Annotated in this window: 17 protein-coding genes; 4 read left to right on the forward strand and 13 right to left on the reverse strand. The window is 70.6% G+C overall.

Annotation, left to right across the window (positions count from 1 at the left end; translation table 11 throughout):
• Positions 1 to 21 precede the first annotated feature (21 nt).
• The 4 genes from MWM45_RS03965 to MWM45_RS03980 all read right to left on the reverse strand — a co-directional run bounded on the left by MWM45_RS03965 (position 22) and on the right by MWM45_RS03980 (position 3457).
• Positions 22 to 855, reverse strand: coding sequence for an ABC transporter permease (locus tag MWM45_RS03965; RefSeq protein WP_247828330.1), 834 nt, complete (start codon positions 853 to 855; stop codon positions 22 to 24).
• Positions 845 to 1792: an ABC transporter ATP-binding protein gene (locus tag MWM45_RS03970; RefSeq protein ID WP_247828331.1), complete on the reverse strand. Its 948-nt coding sequence runs from the start codon at positions 1790 to 1792 to the stop codon at positions 845 to 847. Before MWM45_RS03970 ends, MWM45_RS03965 begins: the two co-directional genes overlap by 11 nt.
• Before the next feature lie 46 nt (positions 1793 to 1838).
• Positions 1839 to 3029 (reverse strand): LolA family protein, encoded by a 1191-nt coding sequence (locus MWM45_RS03975; protein ID WP_247828332.1) that lies wholly within the window; start codon positions 3027 to 3029, stop codon positions 1839 to 1841.
• Between the two features lie 167 nt (positions 3030 to 3196).
• On the reverse strand, positions 3197 to 3457 hold the full coding sequence (locus tag MWM45_RS03980; RefSeq protein WP_043444237.1) for a GlsB/YeaQ/YmgE family stress response membrane protein: 261 nt from the start codon (positions 3455 to 3457) through the stop codon (positions 3197 to 3199).
• A 179-nt stretch (positions 3458 to 3636) separates the two neighbouring features.
• Between MWM45_RS03980 and MWM45_RS03985 the strand changes: the two genes are divergently transcribed.
• Complete coding sequence (locus tag MWM45_RS03985) at positions 3637 to 4119, forward strand: PGPGW domain-containing protein (protein ID WP_247828333.1); 483 nt, start codon at positions 3637 to 3639, stop codon at positions 4117 to 4119.
• 59 nt (positions 4120 to 4178) lie between these two features.
• On the opposite strand, the gene MWM45_RS03990 is transcribed toward MWM45_RS03985, so the two are convergent.
• The 9 genes from MWM45_RS03990 to MWM45_RS04030 form a co-directional block, all read right to left on the reverse strand.
• Complete coding sequence (locus MWM45_RS03990) at positions 4179 to 5360, reverse strand: ScyD/ScyE family protein (protein WP_247828334.1); 1182 nt, start codon at positions 5358 to 5360, stop codon at positions 4179 to 4181.
• 222 nt (positions 5361 to 5582) lie between these two features.
• Positions 5583 to 6809, reverse strand: coding sequence for a helix-turn-helix domain-containing protein (locus MWM45_RS03995; protein WP_247828335.1), 1227 nt, complete (start codon positions 6807 to 6809; stop codon positions 5583 to 5585).
• A 116-nt stretch (positions 6810 to 6925) separates the two neighbouring features.
• On the reverse strand, positions 6926 to 7612 hold the full coding sequence (locus tag MWM45_RS04000) for a glycosyltransferase family 2 protein (RefSeq protein ID WP_247828336.1): 687 nt from the start codon (positions 7610 to 7612) through the stop codon (positions 6926 to 6928).
• Positions 7609 to 8976: a PIG-L family deacetylase gene (locus MWM45_RS04005; protein ID WP_247828337.1), complete on the reverse strand. Its 1368-nt coding sequence runs from the start codon at positions 8974 to 8976 to the stop codon at positions 7609 to 7611. Before MWM45_RS04005 ends, MWM45_RS04000 begins: the two co-directional genes overlap by 4 nt.
• Positions 8970 to 10109: an acyl-CoA dehydrogenase gene (locus MWM45_RS04010; RefSeq protein WP_247828338.1), complete on the reverse strand. Its 1140-nt coding sequence runs from the start codon at positions 10107 to 10109 to the stop codon at positions 8970 to 8972. Before MWM45_RS04010 ends, MWM45_RS04005 begins: the two co-directional genes overlap by 7 nt.
• Positions 10110 to 10250: 141 nt before the next feature.
• Positions 10251 to 10700, reverse strand: coding sequence for a hypothetical protein (locus MWM45_RS04015; protein WP_247828339.1), 450 nt, complete (start codon positions 10698 to 10700; stop codon positions 10251 to 10253).
• A gap of 61 nt (positions 10701 to 10761) precedes the next feature.
• Entirely contained in the window at positions 10762 to 11607 is an 846-nt protein-coding gene (locus MWM45_RS04020; protein ID WP_247828340.1) for an NAD(P)-dependent oxidoreductase, read from the reverse strand.
• Positions 11608 to 11652: 45 nt separating this feature from the next.
• Positions 11653 to 12318: an SDR family NAD(P)-dependent oxidoreductase gene (locus MWM45_RS04025; RefSeq protein WP_247828341.1), complete on the reverse strand. Its 666-nt coding sequence runs from the start codon at positions 12316 to 12318 to the stop codon at positions 11653 to 11655.
• 54 nt (positions 12319 to 12372) lie between these two features.
• A complete protein-coding gene (locus MWM45_RS04030; RefSeq protein WP_247828342.1) occupies positions 12373 to 13512 on the reverse strand; it encodes an ROK family transcriptional regulator in 1140 nt (379 codons plus the stop codon).
• 205 nt (positions 13513 to 13717) lie between these two features.
• Between MWM45_RS04030 and MWM45_RS04035 the strand changes: the two genes are divergently transcribed.
• From MWM45_RS04035 to MWM45_RS04045, 3 genes are read left to right on the forward strand one after another with little or no spacing between them, the layout of a single operon-like run.
• A complete protein-coding gene (locus tag MWM45_RS04035) occupies positions 13718 to 15004 on the forward strand; it encodes an ABC transporter substrate-binding protein (RefSeq protein ID WP_247828343.1) in 1287 nt (428 codons plus the stop codon).
• A 1-nt stretch (position 15005) separates the two neighbouring features.
• Complete coding sequence (locus MWM45_RS04040) at positions 15006 to 15929, forward strand: carbohydrate ABC transporter permease (RefSeq protein ID WP_082046195.1); 924 nt, start codon at positions 15006 to 15008, stop codon at positions 15927 to 15929.
• On the forward strand, positions 15929 to 16828 hold the full coding sequence (locus tag MWM45_RS04045) for a carbohydrate ABC transporter permease (protein ID WP_247828344.1): 900 nt from the start codon (positions 15929 to 15931) through the stop codon (positions 16826 to 16828). Before MWM45_RS04040 ends, MWM45_RS04045 begins: the two co-directional genes overlap by 1 nt.
• Positions 16829 to 16906: the final 78 nt, after the last annotated feature.

Raw genomic sequence — 16906 nt, forward strand, 5'->3', positions numbered from 1 at the left:
GGCCATTCGGTGGACCGGTCCTCAGCTCAGGATGTCCTTCGTACTGAACCGCCCGTAGGCAAGGCTCCCGAACACGGCGATGTAGCCGAGCTGCAGCAGTGCGTTGTCGAGGAAGCTGTTCCACACGATCGGTTGCCGCAGGAAGTCGGCGAAGCCCAGCCAGTAGTTGGTGAACAGCCAGGGGTGCAGCCATTCGAGCTGGGGGAGCGCTCCGAGGATCTGCGCGACGGCGGCCAGGGCGGCGGTCGCGGCCATCGCGCCGACGGGGATGGTGGTCAGGGTGGAGATGAACAGCCCGATGGCGCTGAGCCCCATGAGCGACACCGTGACGTACAGCGCGAGCAGCAGCAGCCGGCCGAAGTAGCCGGCGATGCCCACGGTGTCCCCCGACAGGAGCGTCACCGGGCCCACGGGGAACAGCAGCGCCCCGATGATCGCGCCGGTGACCACCACCGTGAGGGTCGCGACGAGGCAGAACAGCGCCGCCCCCGCGTACTTCACGAGCAGCAGCCGGATGCGCCCGGCCGGGGCGACGAGCAGGTAGCGGAGCGTGCCGAGGTTGGCCTCGCCGGCGATCGTGTCTCCCGCGACGACGCCGATGGTCAGCGGCAGGAACAGCGGGATGGCCACGGTCAGCGCCGTGAGCGAGACGAACAGGCCGTTCTGGGTGATGCTGTCGAGGAACGCGGGGCCGCGTCCGCTGGCCGAGCCGTCCGAGGAGACCCGGACGACGACGGCGATGAGGATGGGGATCAGCGCGAGTGCGCCGATCATCGCCCAGGTGCGCAGCCGCCGGAACAGGACGGTGATCTCGGAGACGACGAGCGAGAGGCCCAGGGAGCGTTCAGCCCGCAACGTCGAACCCCTCCCCGGTGAGTGCGACGAAGCGGTCCTCGAGCGAGGCACCGCTGGCCTCGAAGCCGCGGACCCGCACGTCGGCGTGGACCAGGGCGGCATTGACCGCCTCGGGCAGGAGCCCGGGGACGGCCAGTTCGGCGGCGACGACGTCGTCGCGTCCGTGGGGTTCGGGGCGGAGGCCGAGGCCGGTGAGGACCCGGCGGGCGTCGGTGACGTCCGGTGTGGTGACGCGGACCCGGACAGTGCCGCCGTCCCTGAGTGCGTCCAGGGAGCCCTGGGCCACGAGCCTGCCCGCGCTCATGACGGCGATCATGGTGCACATCTGCTCCACCTCGGCGAGCAGGTGGCTGGAGACGAAGATGGTGGTGCCGTCCTCGGACAGGGACCGGATGAGGCTGCGGACCTCGCGGGTGCCCTGCGGGTCGAGGCCGTTGGTGGGTTCGTCGAGGATCAGCAGGTCCCGGGGGGCGAGGAGCGCGTTGGCGATACCGAGGCGCTGCTTCATCCCGAGCGAGTAGGCGTGCGCCCGCTTCTTCGCCGCGTGGCTCAGCCCCACGCGCTCGAGGGCGGCGTCCACGCGCCGGTTCCGGGTGGCGGGGGAGGTGTGGCGGTCGGCGGCGTCGAAGCGCTGCAGGTTCGCCCGCCCGGAGAGGAACGGGTAGATGGCGGGACCCTCGACGAGGGCGCCGACGCGTGGCAGGGCCGTGCGTGAGTCCTTCGGCATGTCGCCGTCGAGCAGCCGGACCTCGCCACTGGACGCCGCGGCGAGGCCGAGGAGCACGCGGATGGTGGTGGTCTTCCCGGACCCGTTGGGGCCGAGGAAGCCGAACACCGTGCCGCGGGGGACCGCGAGGTCCACGCTGTTCACGGCCTTCTGGCGGCCGAACTCCTTGGTCAGTCCGCGCGTCTCGATCGCGAGCCCGCCGGCACTCACCCGCGGACCTGCACCGGCCGTGCGGGGTCCGCGGGGTTCCTGCCGGTCACCGCTGGGCTGCGGCGACGAGCTGGTCCACGCCGACGGCGCCCGCGAGGATGCGGCCGTCGTCGGTGACGAGCACCGAGACCAGGGAGGTCTGCAGGGCGCTGCCGCCCTCGACCTCGGTGAGGGCCTGGTTCAGCATCGCCTGGGCTCCCGCGACCTCCTGCGGGTCCATGCCGGGCTTGATGTCCATGATGTCGCCCATCCCGGCAGCCTCGCCGCCACCCGGGATGACCCCGAGCTTCGCGGCGGTCCCGGCGGGCAGCTCCACGATGGTGCTCCAGCCTTCGCCGAGGACCACGGGCTCGTCCGTTGCGACGGGTGCGTCCTTCGCTTCCATGCGGGCCCTCGCGTCGTCCACCGGGGCCTCGGTGACCGTGGCATCGGCGGGCGGCGTGAACGCGAAGATGTCGGCGTCGGGGGTGCCGAAGTCGACGGCGCTGAAGCCGGCCTGGAACGCGGCGTCCTCCTGGCCCCTGGCCTGGACGGTGACGCTGAGCGGGACGCCGGTCTCGGAGTCCACGGCGACGGCGATGGAGCCGATCAGGGTCGCGGTGTCCTCGGGGGTCAGCAGCAGCTCGTACGCGCTGCGGCCGGCCACGCGACTGGTGCCGTCCACGGTCACCTCGGTGGTCGGGTCGATCGTCGAGAGGAACACCTCGGCGAGCTCCGCCGGGGTGCGGGGGACGTTCTGCAGCTCGGGGTATTCGGCGGCCTTCTCCTGCAGCTTCGCCTCGACCTCCGCCTTTGCGGACTCACGGTCGGGCAGGACGGCGTGCGTGGCCTCGTTGGTGTTCGAGTCGTAGAACCAGACGTCGTCCTGGTTGACGACGACGTCGCGCTGGGCCAGCTGGTCGAGCACCTGGACGCGCGCCCGATCCGGCCCGTCGACGTAGACCTGGGCGGTGTGGTCGGCGGTCAGGAGTTCGAGCGCGGTGGAGGTGGGGTCGGAACTCGAGGTGGCACCCGGAGGGGTGGCCATGCTGATGTCGGGGAGGCCGAGGTCCGAGGACTGCTCGACGGTACCGGAGTACGCGTCATCGGTGCTCGTGGCCACGAACTCGAGCAGTTCCTGGGCGGTCTTCGCGGGGAGCTGCGGTTGGGCCTCGGCGACCGCGGAACCACTCACGGCTGCGGTGACGATGACGACCGGGACGATGCCGGCGGGGAGCCAGCGCCAGTTCTTGTTCATGATTGAGCCTTCCGAACGAATCTGTGCCCCATCTGGTACCTACGCTACACCCGCAAGCTGGACGTTCTGCGGGCACGGGTACTGGGTGAACGAGCGGACGGGCCGGCAAGTGCCGGGCGCGAAGAAGGGGCGGCCGCAGCCGCCCCTTCGTTCATGCGCGGGAGGAATCAGCGGGTGACGCGACGGCGACCCGAGAGGCTCTCGGCGACGCCGATGAGGAGCACGGCGGCGATGACCGAGACGATGAAACCGAACACGTTCAGTTCCATGATCTGTCCGGTCCCGACGAAGCTCGCGATGGTGCCGCCGATGAGGGAACCGACGATCCCCAGCAGGAGCGTGGCCACCAGGCCGAGGTTCTGCTTGCCGGGCTTGATGAGTCGAGCGAGTGCGCCGATGATGAGGCCGGCGATGATGAATCCGAACACGATGAATCTCCTTCTGAGGGCCCGCGCTGCGCGGGAAGTATGTGGTCCTGCCGATCGGGACTGTCTGCCGGCCATGCGCCGGGCGGTATGGCAAGCCCGGCATGCGCAGCCGTGGTCCTTGCCGCCGGCATCGATCGCTGTCAATCATAGAGGAATGCCAAGCTTACTGAATAATTCGAATGCATCGACCTAGGCACCGCAGGAGGGCGAACGGCTCCAGTTCCGTCGGACGGACCAGGCCCCAGGGCGCCCGTCGGGTCCTCGGCCTGGTGGTCGGCTGGCTCCTGGTGCTGGTAGGCCTCGCCGCCCTCGTCCTTCCGGGCCCGGGCCTGCTCGCGCTCGTCGCCGGCCTCGCCGTCCTGGCCCAGCAGTACGAGTGGGCGCGGCGATGGCTCCGACCGGTCAAGGAGAAGGCCTTCGCCGGGGCGGCGCAGGGCGTGAAGACCACCCCCAACATCGTCTTCAGCTTCTCGGGCGCCCTGGTGCTCGTGCTGCTCGGCGTCCTGTGGGGCGTGCAACCCCCGGCCCCGGGGTGGTGGCCCCTGAGCGCGACGTGGTGGATCCCGGGCGGCTGGAGCGTGGGTCCGGGCCTCGCCCTGTCCGGCGTGCTCGCGGCCGTCTTCATCGTGTACAGCATCCGCCGTTTCCGGCCCGGGCACTGAGAGCGGCGCCACGCACAGGACGACGCCGCGCCCTACCGGGTGCGGCGTCGTCGTTCTTCCTACCTCCTGCCGTAGTCCAGCCGTGTGCGCTCGAGGGTGCCCTGCGGCTCGGTCGGGAGAGCTTCAGGTCCGGGGTTGCCCGCTATTGCGTTGGTGGTCGCGTAAAGGTACCTGCCGTCGACCTCCACATCGGCGGGCCGGGCGACCTCACGGAAGGGCACCGCCTCCTCGGTCCCCGCCGCGATGACCGAGATCCTGTCGGCGAAGAGCTCGGCGACGAACAAATTGCCCCGGCGGTCGAAGGCCAGCCCGGTGGGCGACGTCAGGCCGGAGACGACGAGCTCGACGTCTCCCGACCTGGGATCGAAGCTGCGCACCGACCCGAGCGTCGGATCCTCCGGAGCCCCGGGCAGCGACGTCAGGTACAGCAGGCCGTCCGGACCGAACTCGATGTCCGTGGGGACGGGCTGGGAGTTGTAGGTCAGGCCGACGACACACCCGGGCAGATCGATCTGTTGCTGATCCTTGAGGTAGACGAGCAGTTCAGGCGTGACCGGCGTGGGCACCGGCTCGAGGACCGTCGCGTCGACCGTCTCGCGCCGCGTGTCCACGGTCCAGATGACGTTGGCCCCGGCGTCCGCCACGTACACGTAGCGCCCCGAGTGGGACGCCGCCGTCGCATAGGGGTGCGAGTAGACCTCGCCTCCGTGCGGGAGCAGGAAGGGGAGCAGATCCTTGGGGAGCTGGGCCGCGCACTCCTCGGGGAGTTCCTGGAACCCGTACTCGCTGTCGGCGTCGTAGTTGTTCTCGGTCTCGAGCGCGGCGAAGTCGGCGAGTTCGCGCTGCTCGCCGTCCTCGAGGACCCCGACGTTGGCGACGAACGGGTCGGGGCTGCCCGGGCCGCCCGAACTCTCGGTGAAGTACACGCGGCCCTTGTCGATGGACACGCCGCCGATCTCGATGCCGGGACGGGTGAGCAGCGTGGTGGCGGTTTTATTGCGGTCCACGCCGGTGAGTCGGCCGGCGAAGTTCTGCGAGACGTAGGCGGTGTTGTCGCGACCGATCCCCACGCGGAGCGGGCTGACGAGTCCGGTGGCCAGTTCGGTCGTGTCACCGGCCGTCACGGCCCCACCTCTGTGGGCGGAGATTGTCACCGTGGGGGACGCCGTGGCGGCTCCGGCGGTGGACAGGAGGGCGACGGCGAGTGCCGCCGCCACGATGGGCATGCTTCTACCCTGCATGATGGATGTCCTTGGGGTGCGTTTCATCACGAGACGCTGTGACCGGCCCCAGCACCGAGAAGCGGCGGGTGGGCCGCTTTCCGACGAGCGCGGCCCTGATGCCCAGGGGCATTCGCGCACCTGCCATGGTAGGACCACGCAGGGCCTGTGTCGACGGTCCTACGACCCTGAAGCGCGGCCCGGTGGCTACCGAGGGCGGCGTGGGGGGAGTCGCGGGGCCGGTCAGTCGGAGAGGGCCCGGATCTGGTCCGTGAGCTCGCGGGCCTTCTCGTCCGCACCGGCTTCGGAGTGCAGCCGCGCCGCAGCGGCCAGGTGATGGGCCGCCTGCCGGGGGGATTCGCGTGCCACGTAGTAGAGGCCGAGGCTCTCCTCGAGCTCCGTCTCGGACTCGAAGTCGAGCAGATCGCGCTGGTCGATCAGTCGTTTCAGCAGCTCGTCCGCGGCGTCGAGGTCAGCCGTCAGGAGCGCGAGCCGGGCCTGCGTGAGCGCGAGTTCCAGCCGTTCCTCCCGGGTTCCGACAAGCTGCAACCCGAGATCCGCATTGCGCAGCGATTCGCGGACGGAGTCGTCCACGAGACCGGCGAGCAGCTTGAAGTTGGCGCTGGCGCGGTGGAAGTCGGCCCAGGCCTGCAGGTCCGCCTGCGGCAGCAGCAGCTCGCTCGCGAGCGCATGGTACTTCTCGCCGACCTCCGATTCCCCGCGGCGGAAGGCGACGTTGCCGATCGCCCAGGCCCCCCGGGCGATGAGGAGCGACGGAGCGGGCGATGCTCCCTCGGTGATGTCCAGGTTCGTCGCCACCTCCCACGCCTCGTCCAGCTCCCCCTTGACGGAGAGCGCGGCGATGAGGATGAAGGCCGCGTGCAGACGGGCGGGGGCATGGTCCGGGAGCTCGGCGGCAAGCTCCACGGACCGGCGTGCGAGCTCCACGCCTTCCGCCAGCCGTCCTGCACTCCGCGCGATGGTGGACAGGCGCCCCTGGACGAGCGACTGCAGCTCGGGCGTGGCGACCATCAGCGACGACCTGTCCATGGACCGCAGGACGTTCTCCGCCTCGTCGAGCCGGCGCATGGTGATCAACGATTGTGCCTGGAGCATGGACATGTCCCACCAGGCCGGAGCGTTCCGCTGCTCGTAGGCGATACCCGCCGCGTGTTCCGCCTCGGATGCGGCCAGGGAGTTGTCATGCATGTCGCGCGCGTAGTTCGCGGCGAACATGGCGGAGGCGAGGCCCGGCTGGTCGTCGGCGGGGGGCTGTTCCACCCACCAGGTCAGGGTCAGGGCGTCCATGCCGAGCCGCGCGGCGAGATGCTGCACCATCTCGGGCGTGGGCTGGCGCAGGCCGCGCTCGAGCAGCGAGATGAAATGGGGGGAGTACACCCCGTCTCCCAGTTCCGCCTGCGTCAGTCCTGCAGCGGTGCGCGCCTGGCGCAGCATGTCCCCGAATCGCATGTCGTTCATCCCCCAGAAAAGCGGCCACGGCGGCCCGCCCCATGCAAAGGCCTGTCCGTGACTCCACTTGTCTAACAGATGCCGCGGACAATCCGGAAAACCGCCGCCGACTTCCCTCAGCCGAGCAGGCCGAGGTAGGTGGCGAAGCCCGCCGGGACCCGGCCGACCGTCCGCGACGACGTCGTGACGGTCAGCGACCCGGAGGCGGTCCATCGTGCGCCGGCCGCCTTGGCCCGCTCCACGAGGCGGACGTCCTCGTCCTGCTCCAGCGGCCCGAAGCCGCCGAGTTCCTGGTACGTGCTTCCCCTGATGCCCAGGTTCGCGCCGTGGACGTGGTGGTGTCCGTCGTCGGGCACGTAGTCGGCGGACCACAGCCGGAACCGTTCGCCGTTGTCGGGGGTCAGGGTGGGGCGGACCGTGCCGAGGACGAGATCGTGGTCGCTGCCGAGACGGTGGTGCCGGACGAGCCAGTCGCGCGGCACGGTGGTGTCGGCGTCGGTGTTCGCGATCCAGGTGCGGACGGGCAGGCTGCGGGACTTGGCGAGCGCGAACCTCGCGCCCGCGTCCCGGGCCGCACCCACGGAGCCGAAGCTGCCCGCGATCACGGCGATGCCCGGCACCGTGCGTGCTTCGGCGGCCGACCGGTCGGTGCAGCGGTCGAGGACCACGGTCACGGAGACGAGGATCCGCGGAACGGTGCGCAGGAGGTGCAGCCGGGCGGCGTCGAGCGAGGCGAGGCACGCAGCGAGCCGCTCCTCCTCGTTGCGGGCGGGGACGACGACGGCCACCTGGCCGGGGATCACACCAGGCCCTCCCGCCGGGCGACGGAGGCGGCGGGCGCGGGGACGAGGACCTCGAGGAGGAAGTCCTCCTCGGTGTGCAGGGAGAGCGTGGTGAGGCCCGACCGGTCACGGACGCGCTGGTGGACGGTGTCCCCGTCGAGCTCCCAGCCCTCGATGGGGTGGCGCCAGTGGCACAGGACCAGCACGCCGTCGTCGTCGAGCGATGCGCCGATGAGCCGGATGACGTCGTCGAGCTGGTCCGAGGACAGGAAGTAGCCGGTCTCCGAGAGCACGATCAGGTCGAAGGGCCCGTCCTCGCGCGGCCAGTCCCGCGGGACGGTGGCGAGCCGCGCGACGGCGGCCGCGTGCAGGATGACCGCCTCGTTGGTGCGGCGTACCGCCGTCTCGCTGGTGTCGAGCGCCAGCAGGTTGTCCGACACCGCGGCGAGGTCCTTCGTGAGGGCGCCGACCGAGGACCCGATCTCCAGGGTGCGGCAGAAGCGGCGCCGCGGCAGGCTGGCGATGGTCAGGGCGCGCTTGCGCTGCTCGTAGAACCGCTCGGCGACCTCCCACGGATCCGCCCGGTCGCGGTGCAGGCGCTCGAAGGCCGATGGCACGGCGGTGACGAAGAAGGACTCGAAGCTGCGGGCGAAGTGCTCGAGGACGCCGGGTGTCAGCAGGACCTCGTCGCCCGGCGCGTCGGAGAGGGGCAGGGTCTGGGACACGTGGGTGGCGAGGGCGGAGCCCTTGCGGGCGTGGTCGTCGGCACCGAGGTGGTGCAGCGCCAGGTCGGCGAGCTGCTCCGCCTGCTCCTCCGCCGTTCCCCAGTGCCAGAGCCAGATGGGGTATTCGAGCAGCGTGATGGCGTGGTCGCCGCAGAACCGCGCAACGGCAGCACCGACGGCGTCGTGGTCGGCGTGTCCGTCGTGGCGCCACGGTGCGGCCACCAGGGTGCGGGCGGTCTCGCCGTCGCCGAGCTCGCGGGCCAGGACCGCCGCGACGTCCTCCGGCGTGATCCCGCCGTCGGGCAGGCCCTCGAAGACGAGCCGGGCGGCCGGGGCCAGGACCTGCAAGGCGCTGGTCACCTCGCTGCGCCGCAGCTCGGCGAGCTGGTGCGGTGAGTAGGTGGGCGAGGACGGGTGGGACGCCTCGCCGTCGCTGAGGACGACGACGTCGCACCGTACGCCGTCGCGCGCGAGCCGGGAGAGCAGGCCTCCGGCACCGAGCGTCTCGTCGTCCGGATGCGCGGCGACGAGGATGAACCGGGAGGGCAGCCGCCCGTCGAAGAGCTCCTCGACCTGGAGGTCGCGTGGTGCGCGGTCCTGCTCCCAGGTGCGCCAGTGGCTCTCCGGCGTCCCCTCGCCGTCGTGCGTGAAGCTCACCACGCCGCACCGTCCTGCGGCGTTCCCTCGAGCACGCGCCGGCCCAGCGAGGCGTCGTCACGCTCTGCGTGGTGCTGCCGCAGGTAGAGGTGCAGGTCGGAGACGCGGGCGGCGTGGCGCTCGTCGAAGGCCAGGGGCGCCGGGCCGAGCCCGTGGGCCGCCGCCTCGAGCACCCGTTCCGCGCAGTCGAACGCCAGGGAGCGCACGCGGGCCGCGAGCAGGGCGCCGTCCTGCCCACCGGCGCGTCCGTCGTCGACGGCGTGCGCGGCTGCGGCGAGTGCCGTCCGGGTGGCGTGCAGGGCGGCGTCCACGCGGCCGAGGTGCATGAGCGCGATCTGGTCCGGCGTGCGGTGCCGGGAGGCTGCGAGGAGGGTGCGCGCGACGCCGAGGGCGCCCCCGAACCAGCAGGCCGCGACGCCGATCCCGCCCCACGCGAAGCCGTCGCGGGTGAGGTACCAGTCGGCCTCTCCGACCGGGACGGCGACGACGGCGTCGAAGCGCACCGAGCAGCTGGTCACCGCCGCGAGTCCGTGGCTGATCCAGGCCTCGGCGGGCTCCGGCGTGACGCCCTCGGCGTGGAGATCCACGGCGAAGGCCCGGCGTCTCCCCTCGCGCACGTGGGCGGTGACGATCGCGGAGTCGAGGTGGTCGGCGAGGGAACACCAGGGTTTGGTGCCCGTGAGGGTCCAGGTGCCGTCCGGCCCCTCCGAGGCCGTGAGTGCGACGCCGGGGCCCTCCGCCGCGAACACGCCCCACGTCCCGGCGCCGTCGTGCAGGCCGGTGGATCCGGCCGCTCCGGGGGGCGGGCCCATCCCGGCCTGGTCGAGGATGGCCAGGGCGTCGAGGTGGGGTTCGACGACGCGCGCCGCGGTGAGGTCCGTGGCGGCGAGGGTGGTGAGGAGCTGCCAGGTGAGGGCCGTCCTGCCCGATCCCGGCAGGGGCACCGCGGCGCCCAGCTCTCCGGCGAGGGCCAGGGCGCCCGGGAGGGAGCCCCGCGCGGCATCGACGCGGTCGGCGAGGAAATCCAGCGGGTTGCCGGCGGTGGGGCGGGGCCCGCTGTGCTGGGGCCCGCTGGTCCGGGTCTCGGTGTGCTCCGGGGACGGAACTGCAGGGGGTCGGTCGTCGGAGCGCAACATATCCGAAGTCTACTGAGATCCCGGCAGTCACTTGCGCACCACCGCGGGGGTTGACGCCGTGGTGGTGCCGCCGACCGGGACCGGATCGGCCACGACGAGTCCATCCGGAGCCTGGACGGTCCGGGCGCTGAGGCGGGCTGCTCAGGCTTCGGGCGGCAGCGCCTCGTGGTGTGGCCGGCCCTTGGTGCGGCGCTCCTCCTTCATCTCCGCTTCGAAGAGGTGGCGCTTGCCCCCGACGAGGGAGTCACGGGCCTCCTTCTCGAAGGACTTGAACGCGGAGAAGTAGTTGTCGTCGTAGTCCTCCACGATCTGGAACGTCCATCGGCCCTCGATCACGTTGCGGCCGATGATCTCGGTGGCGAGCCGGTCCGCGATCCCGGGATGGCCGGCCTTGCGGAACAGCTCTTCGGCCTCGGAGAGGTTGAGGTCGGCCTTGCCGGTGAGGCGGTGGAACCCGTACAGGTAGCCGCGGGCGTGCTCTGCGACCTCGAGGGCTTCGGAGAGCTTGCCGAGCGCCTCGACGGTGAGGTCGGAGACGCCGTCGGGACGCTGGTGGTTGGAATCGGGACCGGGGACATCTGGGATAGCCATACCGATCACGGTACCCAGATCCACCGGCATCCGGACAGCATTTCCGGGCCGGACGGCACGGTCAGCCCAGTTCGGGCTTCGCGATCACCGCGATGTCGTCGTCGCCCGCGCCGGCGCGCTGGGCGTCGGTGAGGGACTGCAGGACTGCCGTCACCGCAGGCAGGGGATCGGGCGTGGAGCGCAGCATGAGCCGGGCGTCCTTGGCGAGCAGATCCGCGGAGAACTGGGTGTCGCCGAAGGTGCCCCCGGTGATGACCGGCCCCTTCAGCGCGGCGACGGCACCCAGCCCCGTGCCCTGCAGCAGGTCGAGGACCGCGGCGGCGTCGAGCCCGTTGGCCCTGCCGAGGCGCAGGGCCTCCACGAGCCCCTGGAGCGTGACGGCCAGGGCGAGGTTGGCGAGCAGCTTGCCGGTCGCGGCATCCCACGGCGTCGCCACGCGGCGCAGGCGCTCCGCATCACCCCACAGTGCGGCGAGCGGCTCGACGACGTCGACATCCCCGGCCGCGCCGCCGAGCAGGACCCCGAGCGTGCCTGCCCGCGCCGGGGCGAGGCTGCCGATCACGGGCCCGTGGACGTAACGGACACCGGCCGCCGCGGCGTAGTCGGCGAACTCACGGGCGTCCTCGGGGGACACCGTGGTGATGTCCAGCCAGGCGGCCTCGGCCGGGATCCCGAGCCCGGAGAGCACCACCTCGCGGACCGCGTCCGGTCCGAAGAAGACCGTCATGACGACGTCGGCGTCCTGCACCGCTGCCTGGGCCGACCCGGCCCGGGCGGCGCCGGCGTGGTGCAGGCGGTCGACGGCGCCGGCCGTCCGGTTCCAGGCCGTGACCTCGTGGCCGGCCTGCAGCAGGTGCATGCCGAGTTCGTGGCCCATGCGTCCTACGCCGAGCAGTGCGATCTTCATGGCGGTCCTCCGGGTAGCTGTCGGTGTCCCCAGGCGGGCGAGGTGTCAGTCGGCGCTGATCTGGTGGCGGAAGGTGTCCCGCCGGGCGTGGAGGCCCCAGATGACGTCCGCGAGGACGGTCGGGTCCTTCTCCGGATCACCCTCGATGATGCGGCCGCCGATGATCAGCTGCGAGACGTGGATGCCCTCCTCGCCGAGCACCTCGTGCAGCAGTTGCGCGTAGGCGGCCTGGCCGGCGAAGGCCACGGAGGTGCCGGTCACGGAACGGCCCGGCTTCACGGCCGAGCCGCCGTTGATGAAGAGGATGGTGCCCCGGTTCTCGCCGAGGAACCGCATGCCGGGCAGGACCTGGTGCACGGCGGCCACGGGGCCGTAGATGGAGAACTCCACCGGGCCCACGAGGTCCGCCGGCGTGGTCTCGAGGACGGGCCGCATGAAGTCCTTCTGCGGGAGGGGGCTGTACTGCAGCACCTCGATGGGGCCGAGGGTCTCGGTCGCCGCTTCGAGGGCGGCGGCGAGCGATTCCGGGCTCCGGACGTCCGCGGCGAAGCCACGGGCCTGGATGCCCTCCTTGCCGAGGTCCTCGGCGAGGGCGTCCATCTTGCCCTGGCTCCGGGAGATGAGGGCGACCGAGAAGCCCTCCACTCCGAAACGACGTGCCACTGCGGCGCCGAGGCCGCGTCCTGCTCCGATGATCGCGATAGTAGTCATACCCGGTGCAATTCATCAGGGTGCTGAATAATTCCGTGCCGGGCGCGGCGCGCGTCAGCGCAGGGTCCCGAGGATGGTGCGTTGGATGACGACGGCGGCGGCCCCGCGTGCCCACTGCGCGAAGTCGGTCGGCTGCCGGCGCAGCCGGACGGGGGACGCCTCCGGGTCCCGGTAGTAGTCGATCGCGGCATGCAGCGAGGGGCCGGCGGCGTCGGCGAGGTCCATGCCCTCGCCGGAGAGGATGACGAGCTCCACCATCGTCAGGTTCGCGACGGCGGACACCAGCAGGCCGAGGGCGGCACCGGCGGCCTCCACCACGCTGCCCGCCACCGGATGCCCCTGGCCCGCGAGCGCGAGGATCTCCTCGTAGGAGCGCTGCTCACCGGTGGAGGCCGCGAACTGGGAGCAGATGGCCGGGATGGTGAGGACGGCCGACGAGCAGCCGCGGTGGCCCTCCATGCAGCGCGGCCCGTTGGGATCGAGCGGATAGTGCCCCACGAGGCCCAGTCCGGCGTCCGGCGGGGCGATGACGACGTCGTTGATGACGAGCCCGTAGCCCACGCCGGCGCCGACCGTCAGGACGGCGAAGTCCTTCTCGCCGCGCCCGGCACCGAACCACTGCTCCGCGATGGTGAGGGCCACGACGTCGTTCTCGACGACGACGGGCAATCCCGTCCGCTGCTGCACGAGGTGGGCGAGGGGGACGTCGCGCCAGCCGAGGAAGGGCGCGCGCAGCACGGAGGAATCGGCGTTGACCCTGCCCCCGATGCTGATGCCGATGCCGCTGAACCGGTCGATCGCGCCGAGGCCGGCCACGGCGTCGACGATGGCGCCGACCACGTCCTCCACGGCGTGCCCCGGCAGCGCGCGCTCGCCGGCCCCGACGACGTCGGCCTTGAGGTTCGTGGCGACCGCCGAGGCGGTGTCACCGGTGAGCTTGATGCCCACGAAGCGGTGCGCGTCAGGGCTGATCTCGAGGGGCCGGACGGGGCGCCCGATCGAGGCGGCCCCGGCCTCCTCCGACTCACGGAGCACTCCCGCGTCGAGGAGCGGTTTGCTGAGCCGGGTGAGGCTGGCGACCGACAGACCGAGCCGTCTCGCGAGGTCCCCGCGGGAGATGGGGCCGTGGATCAGGACCTCGCGCGCCAGCGCCCGGGCGGGGCTGGAGGGGGCGAGCGACGTGACCGCGTCCATGGGCTTCCGTTCCGGAGGGAGTAGTTATTTCCAAAGTATAGGTAAAGGGGTAACGCGGACGCCCTCCAGTGGAGCGGCGTCGGGAAGAAACGAGTCGAAGGTGACGGTTGACACAGTTGTTATTTCTGTCGTAAAAATAACTCGTGTCGCTCGAGGGTTGTCCAGCCTGCGGCCACCCATCACACCGCACGAAGGAGAGCCTGTTGTGAAGCTTCCCCCCGGCCCCGCGCTGCGAGCCGTCCGATGCCTGGCCGGAGGGACGGCCCTGGCGCTGGTCCTGTCCGCCTGCGCCCCCCAGGACGACGTCGTCACGCTGGACTTCTTCCAGTTCAAACCCGAGGCGGTGGCGGACTTCGGTGCCATCATCGACCGGTTCGAGGCGGCGAATCCCGGCATCCGGGTGGTGCAGAACCACGTCCCCGACGCCGACACCGCGATCCGCACGCTGCTCGTGAAGGACAAGACGCCGGACGTCCTGACGCTCAACGGGAACGGGCGGTACGGCGAGCTCGCCGAGGCGTGCGTGTTCGCGGACCTCTCGGACCTCCCGGTCGTCGAGCAGGTCCGGCCGGCGGTCGGCGACATCATCGGCGACCTCGGTTCCTGCAGCGCCGACGAGGTGAACGCGGTGCCCTTCTCGAACAACGCGAGCGGCATCCTCTACAACAAGGACCTCTTCGAGCAGCACGGCGTCGAGGTCCCGACCACCTGGGACGAACTGCTGGCGGCGGCGCAGACCTTCGAGGACGCCGGCGTCACGCCGTTCTACACCACCCTCAAGGACGCCTGGACGGTGAGCCCCGCGTTCGTGAACCTCGGCGGGGCCCTCCAGCCGGAGGGCTTCTTCGACCGGCTCCGCGCCGAGGGACTGGACGTGGCATCGGGGGAGGTGTCCTTCTCCCAGGACTACCCGGAAGCCATGGAGAAGCTGACGACGCTGTACGGTTTCGGGCAGGACGGCGCCGCCAGCCGCGACTACAACGCAGGCAACGCGGCGTTCGGGGCGGGGGAGTCCGCGATGTACATGCAGGGGAGCTACGCCATCCCCGCGATCCGTGCCTCGAACCCGGACGCCAACATCGGCTCCTTCCCCTACCCGGCCACGAACTCGCCGGAGGACACCGTCGTCGTGTCCGGCGTCGACGTCGCCGTGTCGGTGGGACGCGACACCGAGCATCCCGAGGAGGCCAGGCGGTTCGTCGAGTTCCTCATGTCACCGGAGGTGGTGCAGCAGTACGCGGAGGACCAGAGCGCGTTCTCCCCCCTGGCCACCGGCGCCGAGACCACCGACCCGGCCCTGGCCGGCCTCGCGCCGTACTTCGACGACAACCGGATCATCGGGTTCATCGACCACCAGCTGCCCGCGAGCCTGCCCCTCCCGCAGTACCTGCAGGAGCTGGCCCTCGGCGGATCGGTGGAGGACTTCCTGTCCGTCATGGACCGCGAGTGGAGCAAGATCGCCGCCCGCACCATCCCCAACGAGAAGGACTGACATGAGCACCGACGTGAGCCGACCCGCCCGCCCGGGCACGCCACCTCCCGCGCTGCGGCAGGACCGGCGGGTGCCGCGGGTCTTCTACCTGATGGTCCTCCCCGCGGTGGCGCTGTTCGCCGTGTTCCACACGCTGCCGCTGCTCACGGGCATGTTCTTCAGCCTGACCAACTACGCCGGGTACGGCGAATGGTCCTTCGTGGGCCTGCAGAACTACGCCAACCTGTTCGGCGACGACCGCATCTACGGCGCCTACGGGTTCACGTTCCTGTTCGCGATCGTGTCCACGATCGCGGTGAACATCATCGCGCTCGCGGTGGCGATCGCCCTCAACGGCAGGATCCGCTTCAAGACCGGGTTCCGCGGGATCTTCTTCATCCCGAACATCCTGTCCATCCTGATCGTCGGGTACGTCTTCAACTACCTGTTCTCGAACTCGGTCCCGGCGATCGCCGAGGCCCTGGGCATCACCTCCCTGACCACGAGCATCCTCGCGAGCCCGGACACGGCCTGGATCGGCGTCGTGATCCTGTCCGTGTGGCAGGCGGCGGCGTTCAACATCATCATCTACCTCGCCGGGCTGCAGACCATCCCGACCGAGCTCTACGAGGCGGCTGCCCTCGACGGCGCCTCCCCGTGGAAGCAGTTCACCTCGATCACCTTCCCGATGATCGGCGCGTTCTTCACCATCAACATGGTGCTGAGCCTCAAGAACTTCCTGCAGGTGTTCGACCAGATCATCTCGCTGACGGCGGGCGGGCCGGGGACCTCGACCGAATCCATCTCCGTGCTGATTTACCGCGGAGGCTTCCAGGGCGGGGAGTACGGCTACCAGACCGCCAACGCCGTGATCTACCTGTTCGTGATCATCGCCATCTCATTCATCCAGCTGCGCATCCTGCAGCGCAGGGAGGCCTCGTTCTGATGACTGCCACATCGCAATCCGCGGGCCCCGTGCTCGTCGACACCCCCCGGCCCGACGACGTCGGGCCGGTCTACCGCCCCGACCGCCGCAGCGTGAACTGGTGGCTGACGGCGCTCGTCGCGGTCTGCGCCCTCACGGTGCTGATCCCGCTCTATTTCACCGTGGTGACGGCGCTGAAGACGCCGGACCAGCTCGGCGGCACGGGGTTCGGGCTGCCGACGTCGGCCCGCTGGGAGAACTTCGCCGAGGCGTGGACGCTCACGAGCTTCCCCCGGGCCCTGCTCAACACCGGGCTGGTCACCGTGGGGGCGGTGCTGCTGACGCTCCTGACCAACTCCATGGTCGCCTACGCGATCGCCCGCAACCTCCACCGGCGGTTCTTCAAGGGCCTCTACCTCTACTTCATCGCCGCCCTGTTCGTCCCGTTCCCGATCATCATGCTGCCCGTGGTGAAGCAGACCGCCATCCTCGGGCTCGACAACCAGCTGGGGCTCATCCTGCTCTACACGGTGTACGGGCTCTCGTTCAACATCTTCGTGTACGTGGCCTACATCCGGTCCATCCCCCTCGAACTCGAGGAGGCCGCGCTGACCGACGGCGCCACCACATGGACGGTCTTCTGGCGCATCATCTTCCCGCTGCTGGGCCCCATGAACGCGACCGTCGGCATCCTCACCTGCCTCTGGGCCTGGAACGACTTCATGCTGCCGCTGGTGATCCTCTCCGACCCGTCGGCGCAGACCCTGCCGCTGGCACAGTTCATCTTCCAGGGCCAGTTCAATACGAACTATTCGGTGGCATTCGCCTCCTACCTCATGGCAATGGCACCGTTGTTGATCGTGTACATCTTCGCGCAGCGCTGGGTCATCTCCGGCGTGATGCGCGGATCCTCGAAGTAGCCCCACCGACCGACCAACGAAAGGGAACCACCTTCGTGACTTCCACCGTCAATCCCGACGTCGACTCCGCCGTGGACG

The sequence above is a fragment of the Arthrobacter antioxidans genome, from assembly GCF_023100725.1.
Lineage (GTDB): Bacteria > Actinomycetota > Actinomycetes > Actinomycetales > Micrococcaceae > Arthrobacter_D > Arthrobacter_D antioxidans.

Coding starts and splice junctions, on each gene's coding strand:
- MWM45_RS03975 (WP_247828332.1), bottom strand. CDS start 3,029: ATGAACAAGAACTGGCGCTGGCTCCCCGCCGGCATCGTCCCGGTCGTC.
- MWM45_RS03985 (WP_247828333.1), top strand. CDS start 3,637: ATGCATCGACCTAGGCACCGCAGGAGGGCGAACGGCTCCAGTTCCGTC.
- MWM45_RS03990 (WP_247828334.1), bottom strand. CDS start 5,360: ATGCAGGGTAGAAGCATGCCCATCGTGGCGGCGGCACTCGCCGTCGCC.
- MWM45_RS03995 (WP_247828335.1), bottom strand. CDS start 6,809: ATGCGATTCGGGGACATGCTGCGCCAGGCGCGCACCGCTGCAGGACTG.
- MWM45_RS04010 (WP_247828338.1), bottom strand. CDS start 10,109: ATGTTGCGCTCCGACGACCGACCCCCTGCAGTTCCGTCCCCGGAGCAC.
- MWM45_RS04015 (WP_247828339.1), bottom strand. CDS start 10,700: ATGGCTATCCCAGATGTCCCCGGTCCCGATTCCAACCACCAGCGTCCC.
- MWM45_RS04020 (WP_247828340.1), bottom strand. CDS start 11,607: ATGAAGATCGCACTGCTCGGCGTAGGACGCATGGGCCACGAACTCGGC.
- MWM45_RS04025 (WP_247828341.1), bottom strand. CDS start 12,318: ATGACTACTATCGCGATCATCGGAGCAGGACGCGGCCTCGGCGCCGCA.
- MWM45_RS04030 (WP_247828342.1), bottom strand. CDS start 13,512: ATGGACGCGGTCACGTCGCTCGCCCCCTCCAGCCCCGCCCGGGCGCTG.
- MWM45_RS04040 (WP_082046195.1), top strand. CDS start 15,006: ATGAGCACCGACGTGAGCCGACCCGCCCGCCCGGGCACGCCACCTCCC.
- MWM45_RS04045 (WP_247828344.1), top strand. CDS start 15,929: ATGACTGCCACATCGCAATCCGCGGGCCCCGTGCTCGTCGACACCCCC.